Origin of the sequence: Micromonospora globbae (genome assembly GCF_036184225.1) — a bacterium.
In the GTDB taxonomy this organism is placed as follows: Bacteria; Actinomycetota; Actinomycetes; order Mycobacteriales; family Micromonosporaceae; genus Micromonospora; species Micromonospora globbae.
This window is the reverse complement of sequence record NZ_CP108084.1, coordinates 3858630-3875343: the sequence shown is the minus strand read 5'-3', so window position 1 is coordinate 3875343 and position 16714 is coordinate 3858630. Positions and strand designations below refer to the sequence as shown.

Annotated in this window: 17 protein-coding genes; 12 read left to right on the top strand and 5 right to left on the bottom strand. The window is 72.8% G+C overall.

All coding sequences use genetic code 11. The annotated features are described in order from the left end of the window. Nucleotides 1–9: 9 nt before the first annotated feature. The 9 genes from OG994_RS17185 to rny all read left to right on the top strand — a co-directional run bounded on the left by OG994_RS17185 (nucleotide 10) and on the right by rny (nucleotide 9404). Nucleotides 10–1350: an aminotransferase class I/II-fold pyridoxal phosphate-dependent enzyme gene (locus tag OG994_RS17185; protein WP_328850314.1), complete on the top strand. Its 1341-nt coding sequence runs from the start codon at nucleotides 10–12 to the stop codon at nucleotides 1348–1350. 159 nt (nucleotides 1351–1509) lie between these two features. Then, a complete protein-coding gene (locus OG994_RS17180) occupies nucleotides 1510–1632 on the top strand; it encodes a hypothetical protein (protein WP_328850313.1) in 123 nt (40 codons plus the stop codon). A gap of 72 nt (nucleotides 1633–1704) precedes the next feature. Beyond that, nucleotides 1705–2409 (top strand): UdgX family uracil-DNA binding protein, encoded by a 705-nt coding sequence (locus tag OG994_RS17175; RefSeq protein WP_120331558.1) that lies wholly within the window; start codon nucleotides 1705–1707, stop codon nucleotides 2407–2409. 93 nt (nucleotides 2410–2502) lie between these two features. After that, complete coding sequence (locus OG994_RS17170) at nucleotides 2503–3849, top strand: MFS transporter (RefSeq protein WP_328850312.1); 1347 nt, start codon at nucleotides 2503–2505, stop codon at nucleotides 3847–3849. Between the two features lie 2 nt (nucleotides 3850–3851). After that, nucleotides 3852–4052, top strand: a complete 201-nt coding sequence (locus OG994_RS17165) for a DUF3046 domain-containing protein (protein ID WP_120331556.1) — start codon at nucleotides 3852–3854, stop codon at nucleotides 4050–4052. Between the two features lie 184 nt (nucleotides 4053–4236). Next, the gene (gene recA / locus OG994_RS17160) at nucleotides 4237–5283 is read left to right on the top strand and encodes a recombinase RecA (RefSeq protein WP_120331555.1); all 1047 of its coding nucleotides are present in this window, start codon (nucleotides 4237–4239) and stop codon (nucleotides 5281–5283) included. Between the two features lie 8 nt (nucleotides 5284–5291). Beyond that, nucleotides 5292–5987, top strand: coding sequence for a regulatory protein RecX (locus OG994_RS17155; protein ID WP_328850311.1), 696 nt, complete (start codon nucleotides 5292–5294; stop codon nucleotides 5985–5987). Between the two features lie 276 nt (nucleotides 5988–6263). Continuing rightward, a complete protein-coding gene (locus OG994_RS17150) occupies nucleotides 6264–7004 on the top strand; it encodes a 3-keto-5-aminohexanoate cleavage protein (protein ID WP_328850310.1) in 741 nt (246 codons plus the stop codon). Nucleotides 7005–7637: 633 nt separating this feature from the next. Further along, nucleotides 7638–9404 (top strand): ribonuclease Y, encoded by a 1767-nt coding sequence (rny, locus tag OG994_RS17145; protein WP_120331552.1) that lies wholly within the window; start codon nucleotides 7638–7640, stop codon nucleotides 9402–9404. Between the two features lie 62 nt (nucleotides 9405–9466). Here the strand turns inward: rny and OG994_RS17140 are convergent, their stop codons facing one another. Genes OG994_RS17140 through OG994_RS17125 form a run of 4 tightly spaced genes read right to left on the bottom strand, consistent with a single transcriptional unit; the run spans nucleotide 9467 to nucleotide 12880 of the window. Next, on the bottom strand, nucleotides 9467–10438 hold the full coding sequence (locus OG994_RS17140) for an amino acid ABC transporter permease (RefSeq protein WP_120331551.1): 972 nt from the start codon (nucleotides 10436–10438) through the stop codon (nucleotides 9467–9469). Continuing rightward, on the bottom strand, nucleotides 10435–11142 hold the full coding sequence (locus tag OG994_RS17135) for an amino acid ABC transporter permease (protein ID WP_120331550.1): 708 nt from the start codon (nucleotides 11140–11142) through the stop codon (nucleotides 10435–10437). Before OG994_RS17135 ends, OG994_RS17140 begins: the two co-directional genes overlap by 4 nt. A gap of 41 nt (nucleotides 11143–11183) precedes the next feature. Beyond that, complete coding sequence (locus tag OG994_RS17130; RefSeq protein WP_120331549.1) at nucleotides 11184–12068, bottom strand: glutamate ABC transporter substrate-binding protein; 885 nt, start codon at nucleotides 12066–12068, stop codon at nucleotides 11184–11186. A 56-nt stretch (nucleotides 12069–12124) separates the two neighbouring features. Continuing rightward, complete coding sequence (locus OG994_RS17125; RefSeq protein ID WP_120331548.1) at nucleotides 12125–12880, bottom strand: amino acid ABC transporter ATP-binding protein; 756 nt, start codon at nucleotides 12878–12880, stop codon at nucleotides 12125–12127. 195 nt (nucleotides 12881–13075) lie between these two features. On the opposite strand from OG994_RS17125, the gene selD reads away from it, so the two are divergent. Together selD and OG994_RS17115 are read left to right on the top strand one after the other, a co-directional pair. Continuing rightward, nucleotides 13076–14065: a selenide, water dikinase SelD gene (gene selD / locus OG994_RS17120; protein ID WP_120331547.1), complete on the top strand. Its 990-nt coding sequence runs from the start codon at nucleotides 13076–13078 to the stop codon at nucleotides 14063–14065. Nucleotides 14066–14298: 233 nt separating this feature from the next. Beyond that, complete coding sequence (locus OG994_RS17115) at nucleotides 14299–14778, top strand: hypothetical protein (protein ID WP_328850309.1); 480 nt, start codon at nucleotides 14299–14301, stop codon at nucleotides 14776–14778. Here OG994_RS17115 and OG994_RS17110 read toward each other — a convergent pair. Next, a complete protein-coding gene (locus OG994_RS17110) occupies nucleotides 14724–15002 on the bottom strand; it encodes a DUF2277 family protein (protein WP_120331545.1) in 279 nt (92 codons plus the stop codon). The genes OG994_RS17115 and OG994_RS17110 overlap by 55 nt on opposite strands. Before the next feature lie 53 nt (nucleotides 15003–15055). Here OG994_RS17110 and miaB point away from each other — a divergent pair, with 53 nt between their 5' ends. After that, nucleotides 15056–16555 carry a tRNA (N6-isopentenyl adenosine(37)-C2)-methylthiotransferase MiaB gene (gene miaB / locus OG994_RS17105; RefSeq protein ID WP_328850307.1) on the top strand — a complete coding sequence of 500 codons (1500 nt, stop codon included), beginning with the start codon at nucleotides 15056–15058 and terminating at the stop codon, nucleotides 16553–16555. Nucleotides 16556–16714: the final 159 nt, after the last annotated feature.

Here is a 16714-nt window from a genome sequence, read left to right as displayed (position 1 = left end):
CCCTGATTTGTGTCAGCACGCTATCAGGTCACCGGGGCGACGGCCGCCGAGATTTCGGCCAGCATCGAGTCCGGCATCCGTACCGCCGCCCTGCCACCGGGAGCGGCCCTGCCGCCGGTACGGGCGCTCGCCGCCGAGCTGGCGGTCAGCCCGGCCACCGTGGCCCGCGCCTACCAGGAGCTGCGCCAGCGCGGGCTCGTGGCCACCGCCGGCCGGCACGGCACCCGCGTCCGTCCCCGCCCGCCCGTGGCGGCCCGCCGCTCGGCGCTGCGACCGCCGCCCGCGCCCGGCCTGCAGGACCTCTCCGCCGGCGAGCCGGACCCGCGCCTGCTGCCCTCGCTCGGCCCGCACCTGGCCGCCCTCGCCGCCGAGGCCGGCCCGCCGGTCAGCTACTCCGGCGCCGGGGTGCTCCCCGAGCTGGCCGAGGCCGCCCGCGCACGGCTGGCCGCCGACGCCGTACCGGCCGGGGAGCTGACCCTCACCGGCGGGGCGCTCGACGGCATCGAGCGGTTGCTGGGCGCGCACCTGCGGCCCGGTGACGCGGTGGCCGTGGAGGACCCGGGCTGGGCGAACCTGCTCGACCTGGTCGCGGCGCTCGGGCTGCGCCCGATCGGCGTACCCGTCGACGACGAGGGTCCGATGGTGGCCGGGGTGGCCGCCGCACTCGCCGCGGGCGCCCGCGCGCTGATCGTGACCAGCCGGGCGCAGAACCCCACGGGCGCGGCCGTCTCCGCCGCCCGCGCCGCGGCGCTGCGGGACCTCCTCGCCGGCTGGCCGGAGCTGCTGCTGATCGAGGACGACCACGCCGCCGAGCTGGCCCGCGTACCCCTGCACCCCCTGGCCGGGGCGACCGGGAGCTGGGCCTTCCTCCGCTCGGCGAGCAAGCCCTTCGGCCCCGACCTGCGCCTCGCGGTCCTCGTGGGGGACGAGACCACCGTGGCCCGGGTGGCCGGCCGGGCGCGGGTCGGCGCCGGCTGGGTGTCCACGGTGCTGCAACGGCTGCTGCTCGCCCTGTGGCGGGATCCGGAGGTCGCCGCCCTCGTCGACCGCGCGGCGGAGAGCTACGAGCGGCGGCGGGGCGCGTTGCTCGCCGCGCTGGCCGAGCGGGGGGTCACGGCGTACGGGCGCAGCGGGATCAACGTCTGGGTGCCCGTGCCGGACGAGACCAGCGCGGTGACCGCCCTGCGCGACGCCGGCTGGTCGGTGGCGCCCGGCGCGCTCTACCGCATCGCCGCCGGGCCCGGGCTGCGGATCACCGTGAGCCCCCTGACCGACGCCGACACGGGACCCCTGGCCGAAGCCCTGTCCCAAGCCGCGAACCCCACCCCACCCCCGACCCTGACAGCCTGACCCCCGCGCCCCCTTGACCTCCGCGATCTTGCAGTTTGTGCCCGCGTAATGCCCCAGAATGTCGTTGTTGTCGGGGCGGAAAGTGCAAGATCGCGGGGACCAGGGGCGGGGCGTGACCGCGGGTGGTGTGGGTATGTCGCGCGCCGGAGGTGAGCGGCCATGGCGTCGTCGAGGACCAAGAGGGGCATCTGGATCGCGATCGCGGTGGCGGTGATCGTGATCATCATCGTGATCATCGCGCTGATGTCCGGTGGTGGCGGCGGCGGTGGCGGCGGCTACTGACCCCGCGCCCCGGGGCGGTGCCGGTCGTCGCGTACCCGGCACCGATCCGCGAAGGGGTATATAACAGTCGGCATGGCCGAGCAGCCCGAGAGCGCCCCCGGCGCCCAGCGGTTCATCCCGCCCGACGCGGACACCCTCGACGACCTGCGGGCGGCGGCCGCCGGCTGCCGCGGCTGCGAGCTGTACCGGGACGCCTCCCAGACCGTCTTCGGTCGGGGCGACGCGAGCGCCCGGGTGGTCTTCGTCGGCGAACAGCCCGGCGACATGGAGGACCAGAAGGGCCTGCCCTTCGTCGGGCCCGCCGGGCGGCTCCTGCGCAAGGCGGTCGACGACGCCGGCCTCGATCCCGCGCACATCTACCTCACCAACGCGGTCAAGCACTTCCGCTTCGAGCTGCGCGGCAAGCGGCGCATCCACCAGACCCCGGACCGCGTGCACATCACCGCCTGCCGGCCCTGGCTGGTGGCCGAGTTCGCCCGGCTGCACCCGGAGATCGTCGTCGTCCTGGGCGCCACCGCGGCCAAGGCGCTGCTCGGCCCGACCTTCCGGGTGACCCGCCAGCGCGGGGAGCTGATGCCCTGGCCGGCGTCCGCCCAGCACCCGGAGGACTTCCAGCGGGTACCGGTGGACAGCGCCGGGAAGGTGGCCGACACCCCGCCGGCCCAGCTGCTCGCCACCATCCACCCGTCGGCGGTGCTGCGCGCCGACGACCAGGACAAGGCGTACGACGGGCTGGTCAAAGACCTCACGGTGGCCGCCCGCGCGCTGGCCACCTGACGGGCTTCTCCCCTCGGCGAAACGGGGTGCCGCCGCCCGGGACGGCTGCGCAAGGATGGAAGCCCTCGGCATCCCTTACCGCGAGGAGCCCGCATGGCCACCGACCTGACCGCGTCGACCCCGGTCCGCCCGGACGTCGCGCCCATCCAGCGGCGTACCCTCCGGCTGCTCTTCGGCACCCAGATCGTCGGCGGCATCGGCGTCACCATCGGCATCGCGGTGGGGGCGCTGCTCGCCGAGCGGGTCGCCGGCACGGCCATGGCCGGCCTGGCGCAGAGCGCCGCCGTGGTGGGCGGTGCGGTGCTGGCGGTGCCCGTCACCCGCATCATGAACGGGCACGGCCGCCGGCCGGGGCTGGCGTTCGCGTACCTGGCCGGCGCGGTCGGCGCGGTGCTGGTGGTGCTCGCGACGGTCAACCGGTCCGTGCCGCTGCTCTTCCTCGGGATGCTGCTCTTCGGTGGGGGCACCACGGCCAACCTCCAGGCCCGCTACACGGCCGTCGACCTCGCCGAGCCGGCCCGCCGGGGCCGCCAGCTCTCCCTGGTCGTCTGGGCCACCACCATCGGGGCGGTGGCCGCGCCGAACTTCGCGGCGCTCGCCGACCGCACCACCGCCGGCTGGGGCCTGCCGCCGCTGGCCGGCCCGTTCGCGTTCAGCGCGGTCGCGTTCGTGCTGGTCGCCGGCGTACTGCTCGCCCTGCTGCGGCCCGACCCACTGCTCACCGCGCGCCGGCTCGCGGCGGCCCCCGCCCCGGTGGAGGCCGGCGCCGCGCCCGAGGTCACCCCGCCCGCGGAGGCCGTCGCCGCGCCGGCTCCGCGCGACCGGCGCGGCGACGGGATGCGGGCGGCGTGGCAGGTGGTACGCGTCCGCGCCGCCGCCCGGCTCGGCATCGCCGCGGTGGCGGTGGGTCACGTGGTGATGGTGGCGGTCATGTCGATGACGCCGGTCCGGCTCGGTGAGTCGCACGGCGACGCGGACGTGCTGCGGGTGGTCGGCATCGTGCTGAGCCTGCACATCGCCGGGATGTACGCGCTCTCCCCGGTGGTGGGGTGGCTCACCGACCGGCTCGGCCGGCGGGTGGTGATCCTCGGCGGCGTCGCGCTGCTGCTCGCCGCGTGCGCGGTCGCCGGTACGGCCGGGCACCACACGCCGCGGCTCTCGGTGGGTCTGGTCCTGCTCGGGCTGGGTTGGTCCGGCACGATGGTGGCCGGCTCGACGCTGCTGTCGGAGTCGGTGCCGACGTCGGTGCGCCCGAGCGTGCAGGGCTTCTCCGACCTGATGATGGGGCTGGCCGGCGCGGCCGCGGCCGCCGTGAGCGGGTTTGTCATGCGGGCCGCCGGTTATCCGGTCCTCACCCTGCTCGCCGCGGTCGCCGTGGTGCCCCTGGTGGCGCTAGCGTTGCGGCCGGTGCCGGCGGGGGCACCGGACGAGGAGGACTGAACGTGCGGCTGACCGACTTCTGGGCGCGGCTGGAGGAGGCGTTCGGGCCGGGCTACGCGGCCAGCATCGCCGCCGACCAGGTGCTCTCGCAGCTCGGCGGGCGGACCATCGCGCAGGCCCTCGCCGCCGGTGAGGAGACGCAGGTGGTGTGGCGGGCGGTCTGCGCGGCCTATCCCGACCGGGTGCCGGCGCGACTACGCTGAGCAGCGATTTCCGCCGATCCGCGTGTCGCTTGCCGAGTCGTACACCTGTTCGGCTATTGTCCACAGCGGGGTGCTCGTCCACAGCTCGCGGCCCGTCGGCTGGTTTTCTGTCGGACCCAGCGCCTAGCGTGTCCGCGTGACGCGAAGCTCAGCAAAGACGCCGGCGAAGGCAGGGGTGGCAACGATGGCGGCAGCGCCAGACCGGGAGAAGGCACTCGACCTCGCTCTCGCTCAGATCGACAAGCAGTTCGGCAAGGGCTCGGTGATGCGTCTGGGGGAGCGGCCGGTCATCCAGACCGCCGTGATCCCGACCGGCTCCATCGCGCTCGACGTGGCGCTCGGCGTGGGCGGTCTGCCCCGGGGCCGGGTGGTCGAGATCTACGGTCCCGAGTCCAGCGGTAAGACGACGGTCGCGCTGCACGCGGTGGCCAACGCGCAGCGGGCCGGCGGCATCGCCGGCTTCATCGACGCCGAGCACGCGCTCGACCCGGAGTACGCGAAGGCCCTCGGTGTCGACACCGACGCGCTGCTGGTGTCCCAGCCGGACACGGGCGAGCAGGCACTCGAGATCGCCGACATGCTGGTCCGCTCCGGGGCCCTCGACATCATCGTGATCGACTCGGTGGCCGCGCTGGTGCCGCGCGCCGAGATCGAGGGCGAGATGGGCGACAGCCACGTCGGCCTCCAGGCCCGGCTGATGAGCCAGGCGCTGCGGAAGATCACCGGTGTGCTCAACCACACCGGCACCACGGCGATCTTCATCAACCAGCTTCGCGAGAAGATCGGCGTGATGTTCGGCAGCCCGGAGACCACCACCGGTGGTCGGGCGCTGAAGTTCTACGCCTCGGTCCGGCTCGACGTCCGGCGGATCGAGAGTCTCAAGGACGGCACCGACGTGGTCGGCAACCGCACCCGCGTCAAGGTCGTGAAGAACAAGGTGGCCGCGCCGTTCAAGCAGGCCGAGTTCGACATCATGTACGGCAAGGGCATCTCCCGCGAGGGCTCGCTGATCGACGTGGGCGTCGAGCAGGGCATCATCCGCAAGTCCGGCGCCTGGTACACGTACGACGGTGACCAGCTCGGCCAGGGCAAGGAGAAGGCCCGCGAGTTCCTCCGCGAGAACCCGGACGTGGCCGCCGAGATCGAGAAGAAGATCCTGGAGAAGCTCGGCGTCGGGGTCGCCGCGAGCGACGCGGCCGGTGGCCCGGAGCTGCCGCCGGTCGACTTCTGACCTGATCCATGGCAGGACGACGAGCCCGGACGGGGCGAGGCTGGGACGCCAGCCCACCCCGCCCGGGTGACGCCACCACGCCCCGGCCCCGCCGTGGTCGCCGAGGGGGTGCCACGGAGGCCGACCCGGACGCCGCGCCCGCCCCGCCTCGCGACGAGGCCGAGTTGGCCCGTGAGATCTGTCTGCGGCAGCTCGCCGTGCGGCCGCGTACGCGGGCCGAACTGGCCGGCGCCCTCGCCCGGCGGGGCATCTCCGAGGAGGTCGCCGCCCAGGTCCTCGACCGCTACGACGAGGTCGGCATCATCGACGACGCCGCGTTCGCCCGGGCCTGGGTGAGCAGCCGGCACGCCGGGCGCGGCCTGGCCCGCCGGGCGCTCGCCGACGAGCTGCGCCGGCGCGGCGTGTACGGCGACACGGCCAGCGAGGCGCTCGGTGAGCTGAGCGAGGAGACCGAGGCGGAGACGGCCCGCGCGCTCGTGGACCGCAAGCTGCGGACGGTCCGCGGTGAGCCGGACGCGGTCTTCCGCCGGTTGGTCGGCATGCTGGCCCGCAAGGGCTACCCGCCCGGTGTGGCCATCCGGGCCGTGAAGGACGCGCTCGCGGCGCAGAGCGCCGAGGCCGCCGAGTTCGCCGAGCAGATCGACGCGGACGCTCTCGCCGAGGCGGAGAACGAGCTGGAACGCGACGGCCGAGCGGGCGGCTGACCACGCGCCGGGTGGCCCGTGGGACGGGGCGGTCGGGTCACCCGTCCGGCTTGTCTCAGGGGAGGCGTGGGCCGGGTGGGGGGGTGACCGGCCTGGCTTGTGTCGGGGGATGTGCGGGCCGGCAGGTGGCGTAATCGGCCCGGCTTGTGTGGGGAGGCGTGGGCCGGGTGGGGGTGACCCGCCTGGGGTCGGGTCGGGCCAGCCGCGGGGTGGCTGGCGGGGTGACCGCCGGGCGGCACCCCGGCGGACCACCCCGCCACCGGAAGGAGCTGTCAGGTGCTGAAGGCGTGTCTCAACGGCGGGCGGGGCCGCGACGAGCATCCCGCCGTGCCGCTGACCCCGGCGGAGTTGGCCGCCGACGCGGCCCGCTGCGCCGCGCTGGGCGTGGCCGCCGTGCACGTGCACCCGCGCGGCGAGGGCGGTGTCGAGTCGCTGCGTCCGGAGGTGATCGCCGAGGCCCTCGTCGCGGTCCGGGCCGCCCGCCCGGGGCTGCCCGTGGGCGTGAGCACCGGGGCGTGGATCGAGCCGGACCCGGCCGCCCGGGTGGCCGCCGTCCGGGCCTGGACGCACCTGCCCGACTTCGCGTCCGTCAACGCCCACGAGGAGGGCGCCGAGGCGGTGGCCGCCGCCCTGCACGAGCGGGGCGTGATGGTCGAGGCGGGACTCTGGACGGTGGAGGCGGTCGAGGCGTACCGGCGCTGGCGGGTGCCGGCCGGCAGGATCCTCGTCGAGTGCATGGCCGAGGAGCCGACGGTGGCGCTGGCCGACGCGGCACGCGTCCTCGCCGCGCTGGCCCCCACGGCCGCAGAGGCGCCGGGCACGGCGGCCGGGAGCGCGACGCCTCCGGTCCTCTTGCACGCCGAGGGCCCGGCCACCTGGCAGGTGCTCGCCGAGGCCGTCCGGCGGGGCCTGCACACCCGCATCGGTCTCGAGGACACGCTCCGGATGCCGGACGGCTCCCCGGCCCCCGACAACGCGGCGCTGGTCGTCGCCGCCCGCGCTGCGGGCGCCCACTGACCCCGGGCCCCTCCGCGGGTGGCCGGCACACGGTCAACCTGCGTGACGCCGTGAGCCTGCGTGAGGGTGGTGCGCGTTGGGCCGTGAGCGTGCGTGAGGCCGTGCGCCTGGTCCGTCGGCCCGCGTGAGGCCGTGCCGGCCCGGAGCGCCGCTGGCCCCGGCGGCCGAGGCACCTCACTCGCTGGGGACTTTGTCCTGCCGTGTCCGCGTCCTGCTGAGCCCTCGGTGACGACGCAACTTCTCTCCGTTCGGGGGGTTTGATCATGAGTTCTTGACCAGACCGCCCCCGGAGACCTAGCCTCGCCATACAGGCTCACATTGCCCGACCAGCGCAGGCTAAGCGCACAACATAGATCGCGTAACAGAACAGCATCACTTTGGCCGTTCAGACGGCCTCTGGCACCAGCTCCGGACAGGCCGGTCCGGAGCCGGCGCGACAACTGCACCCGGCCGTCGACGATGCCAACCAGGGCACCGCCGACGGAGAAAGCTACCCCACGGCCAGTCGCTCCGGTCGGGCGTCCAGAGCCGCAGGAGCGTGCCGTCGGCACGGTCCCTGCGGCGCCGACGTTCAGGGGAGGCGGCCATGGCGGGACGGCACAGGTTCACCGGTGGTCCGCGCGGAGTCCGGGCATGAGCGCCTTCGACACCGTACTGCTCGTCGCCGTGCTGCTCCTGACCCTCGTGGTCGCCGGCGCGATGGTGGTCGGCCTCCGGACGCTGCGCCGCATCGGCACGGCCCCCGCGGCGGCCGACCCGGCCTTCATCGCCGAGAAGGACCGGCAGGAGCAGTCCCTCGCCGCGTTACGCAGTGCGGCCGACGAGGCGAACAGCACCATCGACGTGGCGAAGTCGGCGGCCGCGGCGGCACGCGCGGAGGCCGCCGCCGCGAAGGCGGAGGCGAAGGCCGCCCGGGCCGAGGCTCGCCGGATGCTCGACGACGCGCGCGCCGAGGCCGACACGATCCTGGAGCGGGCCCACAAGCAGGCCGAGGCCGACGCGGAGCAGTTGCGGGCGACCGCGCGGCGCAGCGGCGAGCGGGAGGTGGCCGTGCTGGCCGCGACCACCCGTGAGCAGGCCGCCGAGGTGGAGCGGCGGGCCGCCCGGATGGACGAGCGGGAACGGCTGCACACCGAGGAGGTGGAGCGGCTCGCCGAGCGGGAGCGGCAGCTCACCGCCGCCAGCGCCGCCCTCGCGGCCCGGGAGGCCGCGCTGGACCAGCGGGAGGCCGAGCTGGCCGAGGCGGAGGAGCGGCGCCGCCGGGAGCTGGAACGGGTGGCCGGGCTCACCGCCGAGGCCGCCCGCGCCGAGCTGATCGAGGCCATCGAGTCCCAGGCCAAGCGGGAGGCGGCGCTGCTGGTCCGCGACATCGAGGCGGACGCCCGCAGCACCGCCGAGGAGCGCGCCCGGCACATCGTGGTGGACGCCATCCAGCGGGTGGCGAGCGAGCAGACCGCGGAGAGCGTGGTCAGCGTCCTGCACCTGCCCGGTGACGAGATGAAGGGCCGCATCATCGGCCGGGAGGGGCGCAACATCCGCGCCTTCGAGTCGGTGACCGGGGTGAACCTCATCATCGACGACACCCCCGAGGCGGTCCTGCTCTCCTGCTTCGACCCGGTCCGCCGCGAGGTCGGCCGGCTCACCCTGGAGAAGCTCGTCCTCGACGGGCGCATCCACCCGCACCGGATCGAGGAGGTCTACGACCTGGCACGGCAGGAGGTCGAGCAGCTCTGCCGCCGGGCCGCCGAGGACGCGCTCGTCGAGGTGGGGATCACCGAGATCCACCCGGAGCTGGTCACGCTGCTCGGCCGGTTGCGCTACCGGACGTCGTACGGGCAGAACGTGCTCAAGCACCTCGTCGAGACCGCCCACATCGCCGGCGTCATGGCCGCCGAACTGCGCCTGGACGTGCCCCTCATCAAGCGGTCGGCGTTCCTGCACGACATCGGCAAGGCGCTCACCCACGAGGTGGAGGGCAGCCACGCCATCATCGGCGCGGACCTGGCCCGCAAGTACGGCGAGAGCGAAGAGGTGGTGCACGCCATCGAGGCGCACCACAACGAGGTGCCGCCGCAGACCGTCGAGGCCGTGCTCACCCAGGCGTCCGACGCCTGCTCGGGCGGCCGGCCGGGCGCGCGGCGGGAGAGCCTCGAGGCGTACGTCAAGCGGCTGGAGCGGATCGAGGAGATCGCGGCCGGCAAGCTCGGCGTGGAGAAGGTCTTCGCCATGCAGGCGGGCCGCGAGATCCGGGTGATGGTCAAGCCGGAGGACGTCGACGACATCGGCGCGGCCGTGCTGGCCCGGGACGTGGCCAAGCAGATCGAGGAGGAGCTGACGTACCCCGGTCAGATCCGGGTGACCGTGGTCCGCGAGTCCCGGGTCACCGAGATCGCCCGCTGAGGCCGACAGCGACGAAGGGCCGCCCCCGACCGGGGGGCGGCCCTTCGTCGTACGGTCCGAGGTCAGACGCCCTGGCCGCTGCTCTCGGCCTGGGACATGAGCGCCGCCGGCGGCGGGTTCTGCGCCGGGGTGCCGGCGGTCCGCCGGCCGCGGGAGAGCCGGCGCTGGACGTACTGGGCCAGCTTCGACAGCGAGTAGTTGACGGCGATGAACAGCACGGCGATCACCGCGTAGACCTGGATCGGGTTGTCCAGGGCGCCGATGATCTGCTTGCCGATGTTCAGGGTCTCCTCGTAGCTGATGATGAAGCCGAGCGAGGTGTCCTTGAGCACCACCACGAGCTGGCTGATGAGCGCCGGCAGCATGATCCGGAACGCCTGCGGCAGCAGGATCATCCGGGTGGTCTGGAACGGTGAGAGACCGATCGCCGCCGCGGCCTCGGCCTGCCCACCCGGCAGGCCCTCCATGCCGGAGCGGAGGATCTCGGCGATGACCACCGAGTTGTAGATGGTCAGGCCGATGACCAGGTACCAGAGCGTGTCGAAGGTGATCCCGAACTCGGGGAAGCCCCGGGCCACGAAGAAGATGGTGATCACGACGGGCAGGCCGCGGAACACCTCGACGCAGAAGCGCGTGACCGCCGACAGCAGCACGCTCAGGCCGCGCAGCAGGTACGACACGGGCGTCGCGAGCCCGGTGAACCGGCGCCGCGTGAGGCTCTTGAGCTGGATCCGCAGCACCGCGATCAGCGTGCCGACCACCAGCGAGGAGATGATGGCCAGCACCGCGGCGATCAGCGTGTTCTTCAGGCCGATGCCGATCCGGTCCCAGACGAGGGAGAAGTTCTCGTTGCCGGGGTCGACGAGCGGGCCCCACAGCTCCGACGTGAACTGGCCCTTCTCGTCGAGCGGACGGTAGATCAGGTAGTACACGCCGACCAGCACCAGGACGGCGGCCACCACGCTGCTGATCAGGGTGATCCGGCGCTGCCGGGGGCCGGGAACGTCGTAGAGGACGCTGTTCTGCTGGCTCATCGGGCCACCGCCTGCCGCTTCTCGATCCGGTCCAGAAGGGCGCCGAGGGGAACGGTCATGATCAGGTATCCGATCGAGATGCCGATGGCGACCGGCACGAAGGCGTAGCCCTCGGCCGAGGTGAGCTGGTCGGCGGTCGCCGACAGGTCGCCGACGACGCCGAAGAAGCCGATGAGCGCCGAGTTCTTGATCATTGCGATGATCACCGAGCCGAGCGGCACGACCGAGGCCTTCCAGGACTGCGGCAGCACCACGTACCGCAGGTTCTGACCGAAGGTGAGGCCCAGCGACCGGGCGGCCTCCGCCTGGCCGGCGGGAACGGCGTTCACGCCGGAGCGCAGCGCCTCGCAGACGAACGCCGCGGTGTAGAGCACGAGGGCGATCAGCGCGAACCGGAAGTACGGCAGGTCGGTGCCGAGCCGGGTGAAGATCGCATCGAGCCCGGGGATCCGGAGGAAGTCCGCGTTCGAGCCGAGGGCCGGCAGGCCGAACGCCGCGAAGAACATGACCACGGTCAGCGGCATGTTCCGGAAGACGGTCACGTACGCCGTGCCGACCGCCCGCAACGGCGGCACCGGGGAGATGCGCAGCACCGCCACGACGGCGCCCAGGATCAGGGCGCCGATCGCGGCGAGTACGCAGATCTGGAGGGTGAGCCAGAAGCCCCCCGCGAAGACGTCGAACTTGTCGATGAGCACACTCACGGGTCGGACTTCCTCCCCACCCTCCAGATCAACGGGTCAGATCAGTAGCGGTTGACGGCCGGCGGGTCGCCCAGCTCGGCGCCGAACTTGCCAGCGGTGTCGTCCCAGGCCTTCTTCCAGCTGCCGTCGGAGTAGGCCTTCTCCAGCGTGTCGTTGATGAAGTTACGGAAGTCGGTGTCTTCCTTCTTCACGCCGATGCCGTACGGCTCCTTGGTGAAGTTCTCACCGGCCAGCTTGAAGGACGCCTCGTCCTTGGCGATGTAGCCGAGCAGGATCACGTTGTCCGTGGTGACGGCGTCCACCTGGCCGCCCTTGAGGGCGTCCCGGCACTTGTCGTAGGTGTCGAAGAGCACCAGCTGGGTGGCGACGTCCTTGACGTACTTCTTGATCTCCTCGGCCGGGGTCGAGCCGGTCACCGAGCAGACCTTCTTGGTGCCGTCCTTGAAGGAGTCCGGGCCCGTGATGGTGGTGTCGTCCTTCTTCACCAGGATGTTCTGGCCGGCCTCGTAGTACGGCCCCGCGAAGGCGATGCGCTCCTTGCGCTTGTCGTTGATCGTGTAGGTGGCCGCCACGAAGTCGACGGTCCCGTTGACGATGACGTCCTCACGGACCTTCGACGGGGTCTCCACCCACTCGATCTTGTCCTCGGGGATGCCGAGCTCCTTGACGATGATCTTGGCGACCTCGACGTCGAAGCCCTCCGGCTTGCCCGACAGGCCCTTGAGGCCGAAGCCCGGCTGGTCGAACTTGGTGCCGACCTTGATGGCCTGGGCCTTGTTCAGCCGCTCCATGGTGCTGCCGGCGGCGAACGACTTGGTCTCCCCGCCGCTGCCGGTGCCCTCGTCGGACCCGTTGTCGCCGCAGGCGACCAGCCCGAGGGCCAGGGTGGCGGCCGCCGCGACCGCCGCCATGCGCTTCATACGCATACTCATCTCCTTCTTGGACGAAACCCGCCGGGGGACGGCGCGCTCCTGGTGGACGCCTAGTGCGTGAGGATCTTGGAGAGGAAGTCCTTGGCCCGCTCGCTGCGGGGGTTGGCGAAGAACTCGGTCGGCGGCGCGTCCTCCACCAGCTGGCCGTCGGCCATGAAGATGACCCGGTTGGCCGCGTGCCGCGCGAAGCCCATCTCGTGGGTGACGACGACCATCGTCATGCCGTCGCGGGCCAGGGAGGTCATCACGTCGAGCACCTCGCCCACCATCTCGGGGTCGAGGGCGCTCGTGGGCTCGTCGAAGAGCATCGCCTTGGGCTGCATGGCCAGCGCGCGGGCGATGGCCGCCCGCTGCTGCTGACCGCCGGAGAGCTGGGCCGGGAACTTGTCCGCCTGGTTGGCGATGCCGACGCGGTCGAGCAGCGCCATGGCGCGCTCGCGGGCCGCCGCCGGCTTCTCCTTGCGGACCTTGATCGGGCCGAGGGTGACGTTCTCGAGGATGGTCTTGTGCGCGAAGAGGTTGAACGACTGGAAGACCATGCCGACCTCGCTGCGCAGCTTCGCGAGGGCCTTGCCCTCGGCCGGCAGCGGCTGCCCGTCGAACGTGATGGTGCCCGAGTTGATCGGCTCCAGGCGGTTGATCGTCCGGCACAGCGTCGACTTGCCGGAGCCGGACGGGCCGATCACCACGACGACCTCACCGCGGCCGACCGAGAGTGAGACGTCGTCCAGCACGTGCAGCGGCCCGAACCACTTGTTGACCGAGTCCAGCACGATGAGCGGTTCGCCCGTCGTCACGTCGTCCACCGTCCCTGTCGTCTCGCGGATCGGGTCTGTCGACCCCTGGTTGGGCAACTGTAGGCGGCCGGTTGTGGCGGAATGCAACTCGGTTGGTCACGGAGCGGTAACACCCACGGTGCCGGGTGCGGAGAGTCCGATTTCGACCCCGAAACGGGCGCGTGATGGTGGCGGCTCTGCGCCCATCGGGGCGATCATGGGGGAATGACCGAACCGGTACGCCTCACCCGGTACGCCCGCGGTGGCGGATGCGCCTGCAAGATCCCGCCGGGCGAGCTGGAGGCGATGGTTTCCGGTCTCGGCCCCGCCACCGGTGACGCGGACCTGCTGGTCGGACTCGACCACGGTGACGACGCCGCGGTGGTCCGCCTCGACGAGCGGACCGGCGTCGTGAGCACCGCCGACTTCTTCACCCCCGTCGTGGACGACGCGTACGACTGGGGGCGCATCGCCGCGGCCAACGCGCTCTCCGACGTGTACGCCATGGGCGGCACCCCGCTGGTGGCCCTGAACCTGCTCTGCTGGCCCCGCGACGTGCTGCCCATGGAGCTGGCGCGGGAGGTCCTGCGGGGCGGGCAGGACGTGGCCCGCGACGCCGCCTGCCACCTGGCGGGAGGTCACAGCGTCGACGACGACGGCCCCAAGTACGGGCTCGCGGTCACCGGGGTGGTCCGCCCCGAGGACCTGATCACGCTCGACGCGGGCCGGCCCGGGCTGCCGCTCTCGCTCACCAAGCCGCTCGGCGTCGGGGTGCTGAACACCCGGCACAAGGCCACCGGTGAGCGTTTCCCGGAGGCGGTGGCCACGATGAGCGCCCTGAACCGGGACGCCGCCCGCGCCGCGGTCGCGGCGGGGATCCGCTGCGGCACCGACGTGACGGGCTTCGGACTGCTGGGTCACGCCTCGAAGCTGGCCCGGGCCAGCGGGCTGACCGTGGCGATCGACGCGGCCCGGGTGCCGTACCTCGCCGGAGCCCGCGAGGCGGTGCGCGACGGGTACGTGAGCGGCGGCAGCCGCCGCAACCTGGACTGGGTGACCCCGTGGACCGACTTCGGTGCCGTGGGGGAGGACGAACGGCTGCTGCTGGCCGACGCGCAGACCTCCGGCGGGCTGCTGGTGGCCGGGGAGCTGCCGGGCGCGCCGGTGGTGGGGGAACTCCTGCCCCGCGGCGAGCACCTGGTGGTCGTCCGCTGAGGGACGGGTGGCGGGGCGCACGCGCCGCGCCCGGGGATCCCGCTGCGTGATTTGTGGCACCATACCCGATAAACTGTCACTTTCCCGCTACTCCCAGCGATGTGGGGGCGGGAAAATTTGCCCGGAATGGTCACAGACCGGTAACTTGCCCCCGGCTGAGGTCAAATGCACCGCACCATCGTCAGTAAGGCCCGATCCGGAGGCCGGTGGGACGAACGCAGCGAGGAGGCGGCATGACCGAGCTGTGGAACTGGAGAATCGACCAGGTACGACCCGTGGAGGTCTACCCGGCACTGGCCGAGGCGCTCGGCCGGGTGGTGATGCCCCTCGCGATCGCCGACCCGGCTCGCCTGCCGGCGTACGCGGTGGTCTGCGACGTCTGGCAGGCGCCCGGGGAGTTCGCCACGATCGTGGACTGCTACGGCGTGCCGGACCAGCTCTCCGAGCACGCCAGCATCGCCGCGCTCGCCCGGCTGCTGGACCGCAACTGCCTGCTGCGCGACGACACCCTCGACGCCGGCCGGCACCTGCTCGTCTCCCCCGACGGCACCATCCGGCCGGTGCACTTCGACGTGCGGGAAACCGACGACGGCGAGGAGCTGCGCAACCAGCGCCTCTGCACCGAGGCCCACCCCGGCTGCCGCGGCTGGTCCCAGTGTCACCGCTCCCGGTGGGCCCCCGACACGGTCGCGCCGGCGCTCGCGGCGGCCTGACCGGCGCGCGGCGCCGCGCCCCCGCGCACGACGAGCTGGTCGAGCAGGGTCGCGGTGGCCTCCGCCACGGCGGCCACCGCCGCCTCGAACGCGGCGGCGTTGTGCGCGGCGGGCGTACGGAAACCGGAGATCTTCCGGACGTACTGCAACGCCGCGGCCCGGACGTCCTCGTCGGTCACCTGCTCGGTGTACGGCTCACGCAGGGTCTTGATGCTCCGGCACACGGCTCCTCCTCGGTTCCGGTCGATCCGGTGGGCCCGGATACGCTGTCCTGGTCATGACTACCGCAGCGGCGGGCAGCCCGCGTACCTACCAGGTGCGGACGTACGGCTGCCAGATGAACGTGCACGACTCGGAGCGCATCTCCGGGCTGCTGGAGCAGGCCGGATACGTCCGGGCCGCCGAGGCCGACGAGCACCCGGACGTGGTGGTGTTCAACACCTGCGCGGTCCGGGAGAACGCCGACAACCGGCTCTACGGCAACCTCGGTCATCTGCGCCCCGTCAAGGAGAAGCACCCCGGGATGCAGATCGCCGTGGGCGGCTGCCTGGCCCAGAAGGACCGCGGCGACATCGTCCGCAAGGCGCCCTGGGTGGACGTGGTCTTCGGGACGCACAACATCGGCTCGCTGCCGGTGCTGCTCGAACGGGCCCGGCACAACACCGCCGCCGAGGTGGAGATCCTCGAGTCGCTGGAGGTCTTCCCCTCGACGCTGCCGACCCGCCGCGAGTCGACGTACGCCGGTTGGGTGTCGATCTCGGTGGGCTGCAACAACACCTGCACGTTCTGCATCGTGCCCTCCCTGCGCGGCAAGGAGAAGGACCGCCGCCCCGGGGACATCCTCTCCGAGGTGCGGGCGCTGGTCGACGAGGGCGTGCTGGAGGTGACCCTGCTCGGGCAGAACGTCAACTCCTACGGCGTCGAGTTCGGCGACCGGCTCGCGTTCGGCAAGCTGCTGCGGGCCTGCGGCGACATCGACGGCCTGGAGCGGGTGCGGTTCACGAGCCCGCACCCGAAGGACTTCACCGACGACGTGATCGCCGCCATGGCCGAGACGCCCAACGTCTGCCACTCGCTGCACATGCCGTTGCAGTCCGGCTCCGACGCCGTGCTGCGCGCCATGCGCCGGTCGTACCGGGCCGAGCGCTACCTCGGGATCATCGAGAAGGTCCGGGCGGCCATGCCGGACGCGGCCATCACCACCGACATCATCGTGGGCTTCCCCGGCGAGACCGAGGCCGACTTCGAGCGCACCCTCGACGTGGTACGCGAGGCCCGCTTCGCCTCGGCCTTCACCTTCCAGTACTCCAAGCGCCCCGGCACCCCCGCCGCCACCATGGACGGCCAGCTGCCCAAGCAGGTCGTGCAGGAACGGTACGAGCGGCTCATCGCCTGCGTCGAGGAGATCACCTGGGCGGAGAACCGGAAGCTGGTCGGCGAGACCGTCGAGGTGCTCGTGGCCGTCGGTGAGGGCCGCAAGGACGAGCGGACCGGGCGGATGTCCGGCCGGGCCCGGGACGGGCGGCTCGTCCACTTCGACGCGGGCTCCCTCGCCGGGCAGATCCGCCCCGGCGACATCGTGCACACCACCGTCACGTACGCCGCCCCGCACCACCTCAACGCCGACGGCGAGCCGCTGTCGCACCGGCGTACCCGGGCCGGCGACGCCGCCGAGGCGGGGCGTACGCCCCGTACGCCAGGTGTGCTGCTGGGGCTGCCCACGATCGGCGCGCCCGCCGCCACGCCCGCACCCACCTCGGGCTGCGCCGCGCACTGACCCGCCGGCGCAAGATCGCGCTGTAAGCAGGATGTAGTGCCTTCGCCAGCACGCGGAGGCCACTACTTCGTGGATCGTGCACGATCTTGGGCCCTCGAACCGGGCGCGGAGACGACGGAGCCCCGGTCCCGTCCGGGACCGGGGCTCCCACACCTCGGG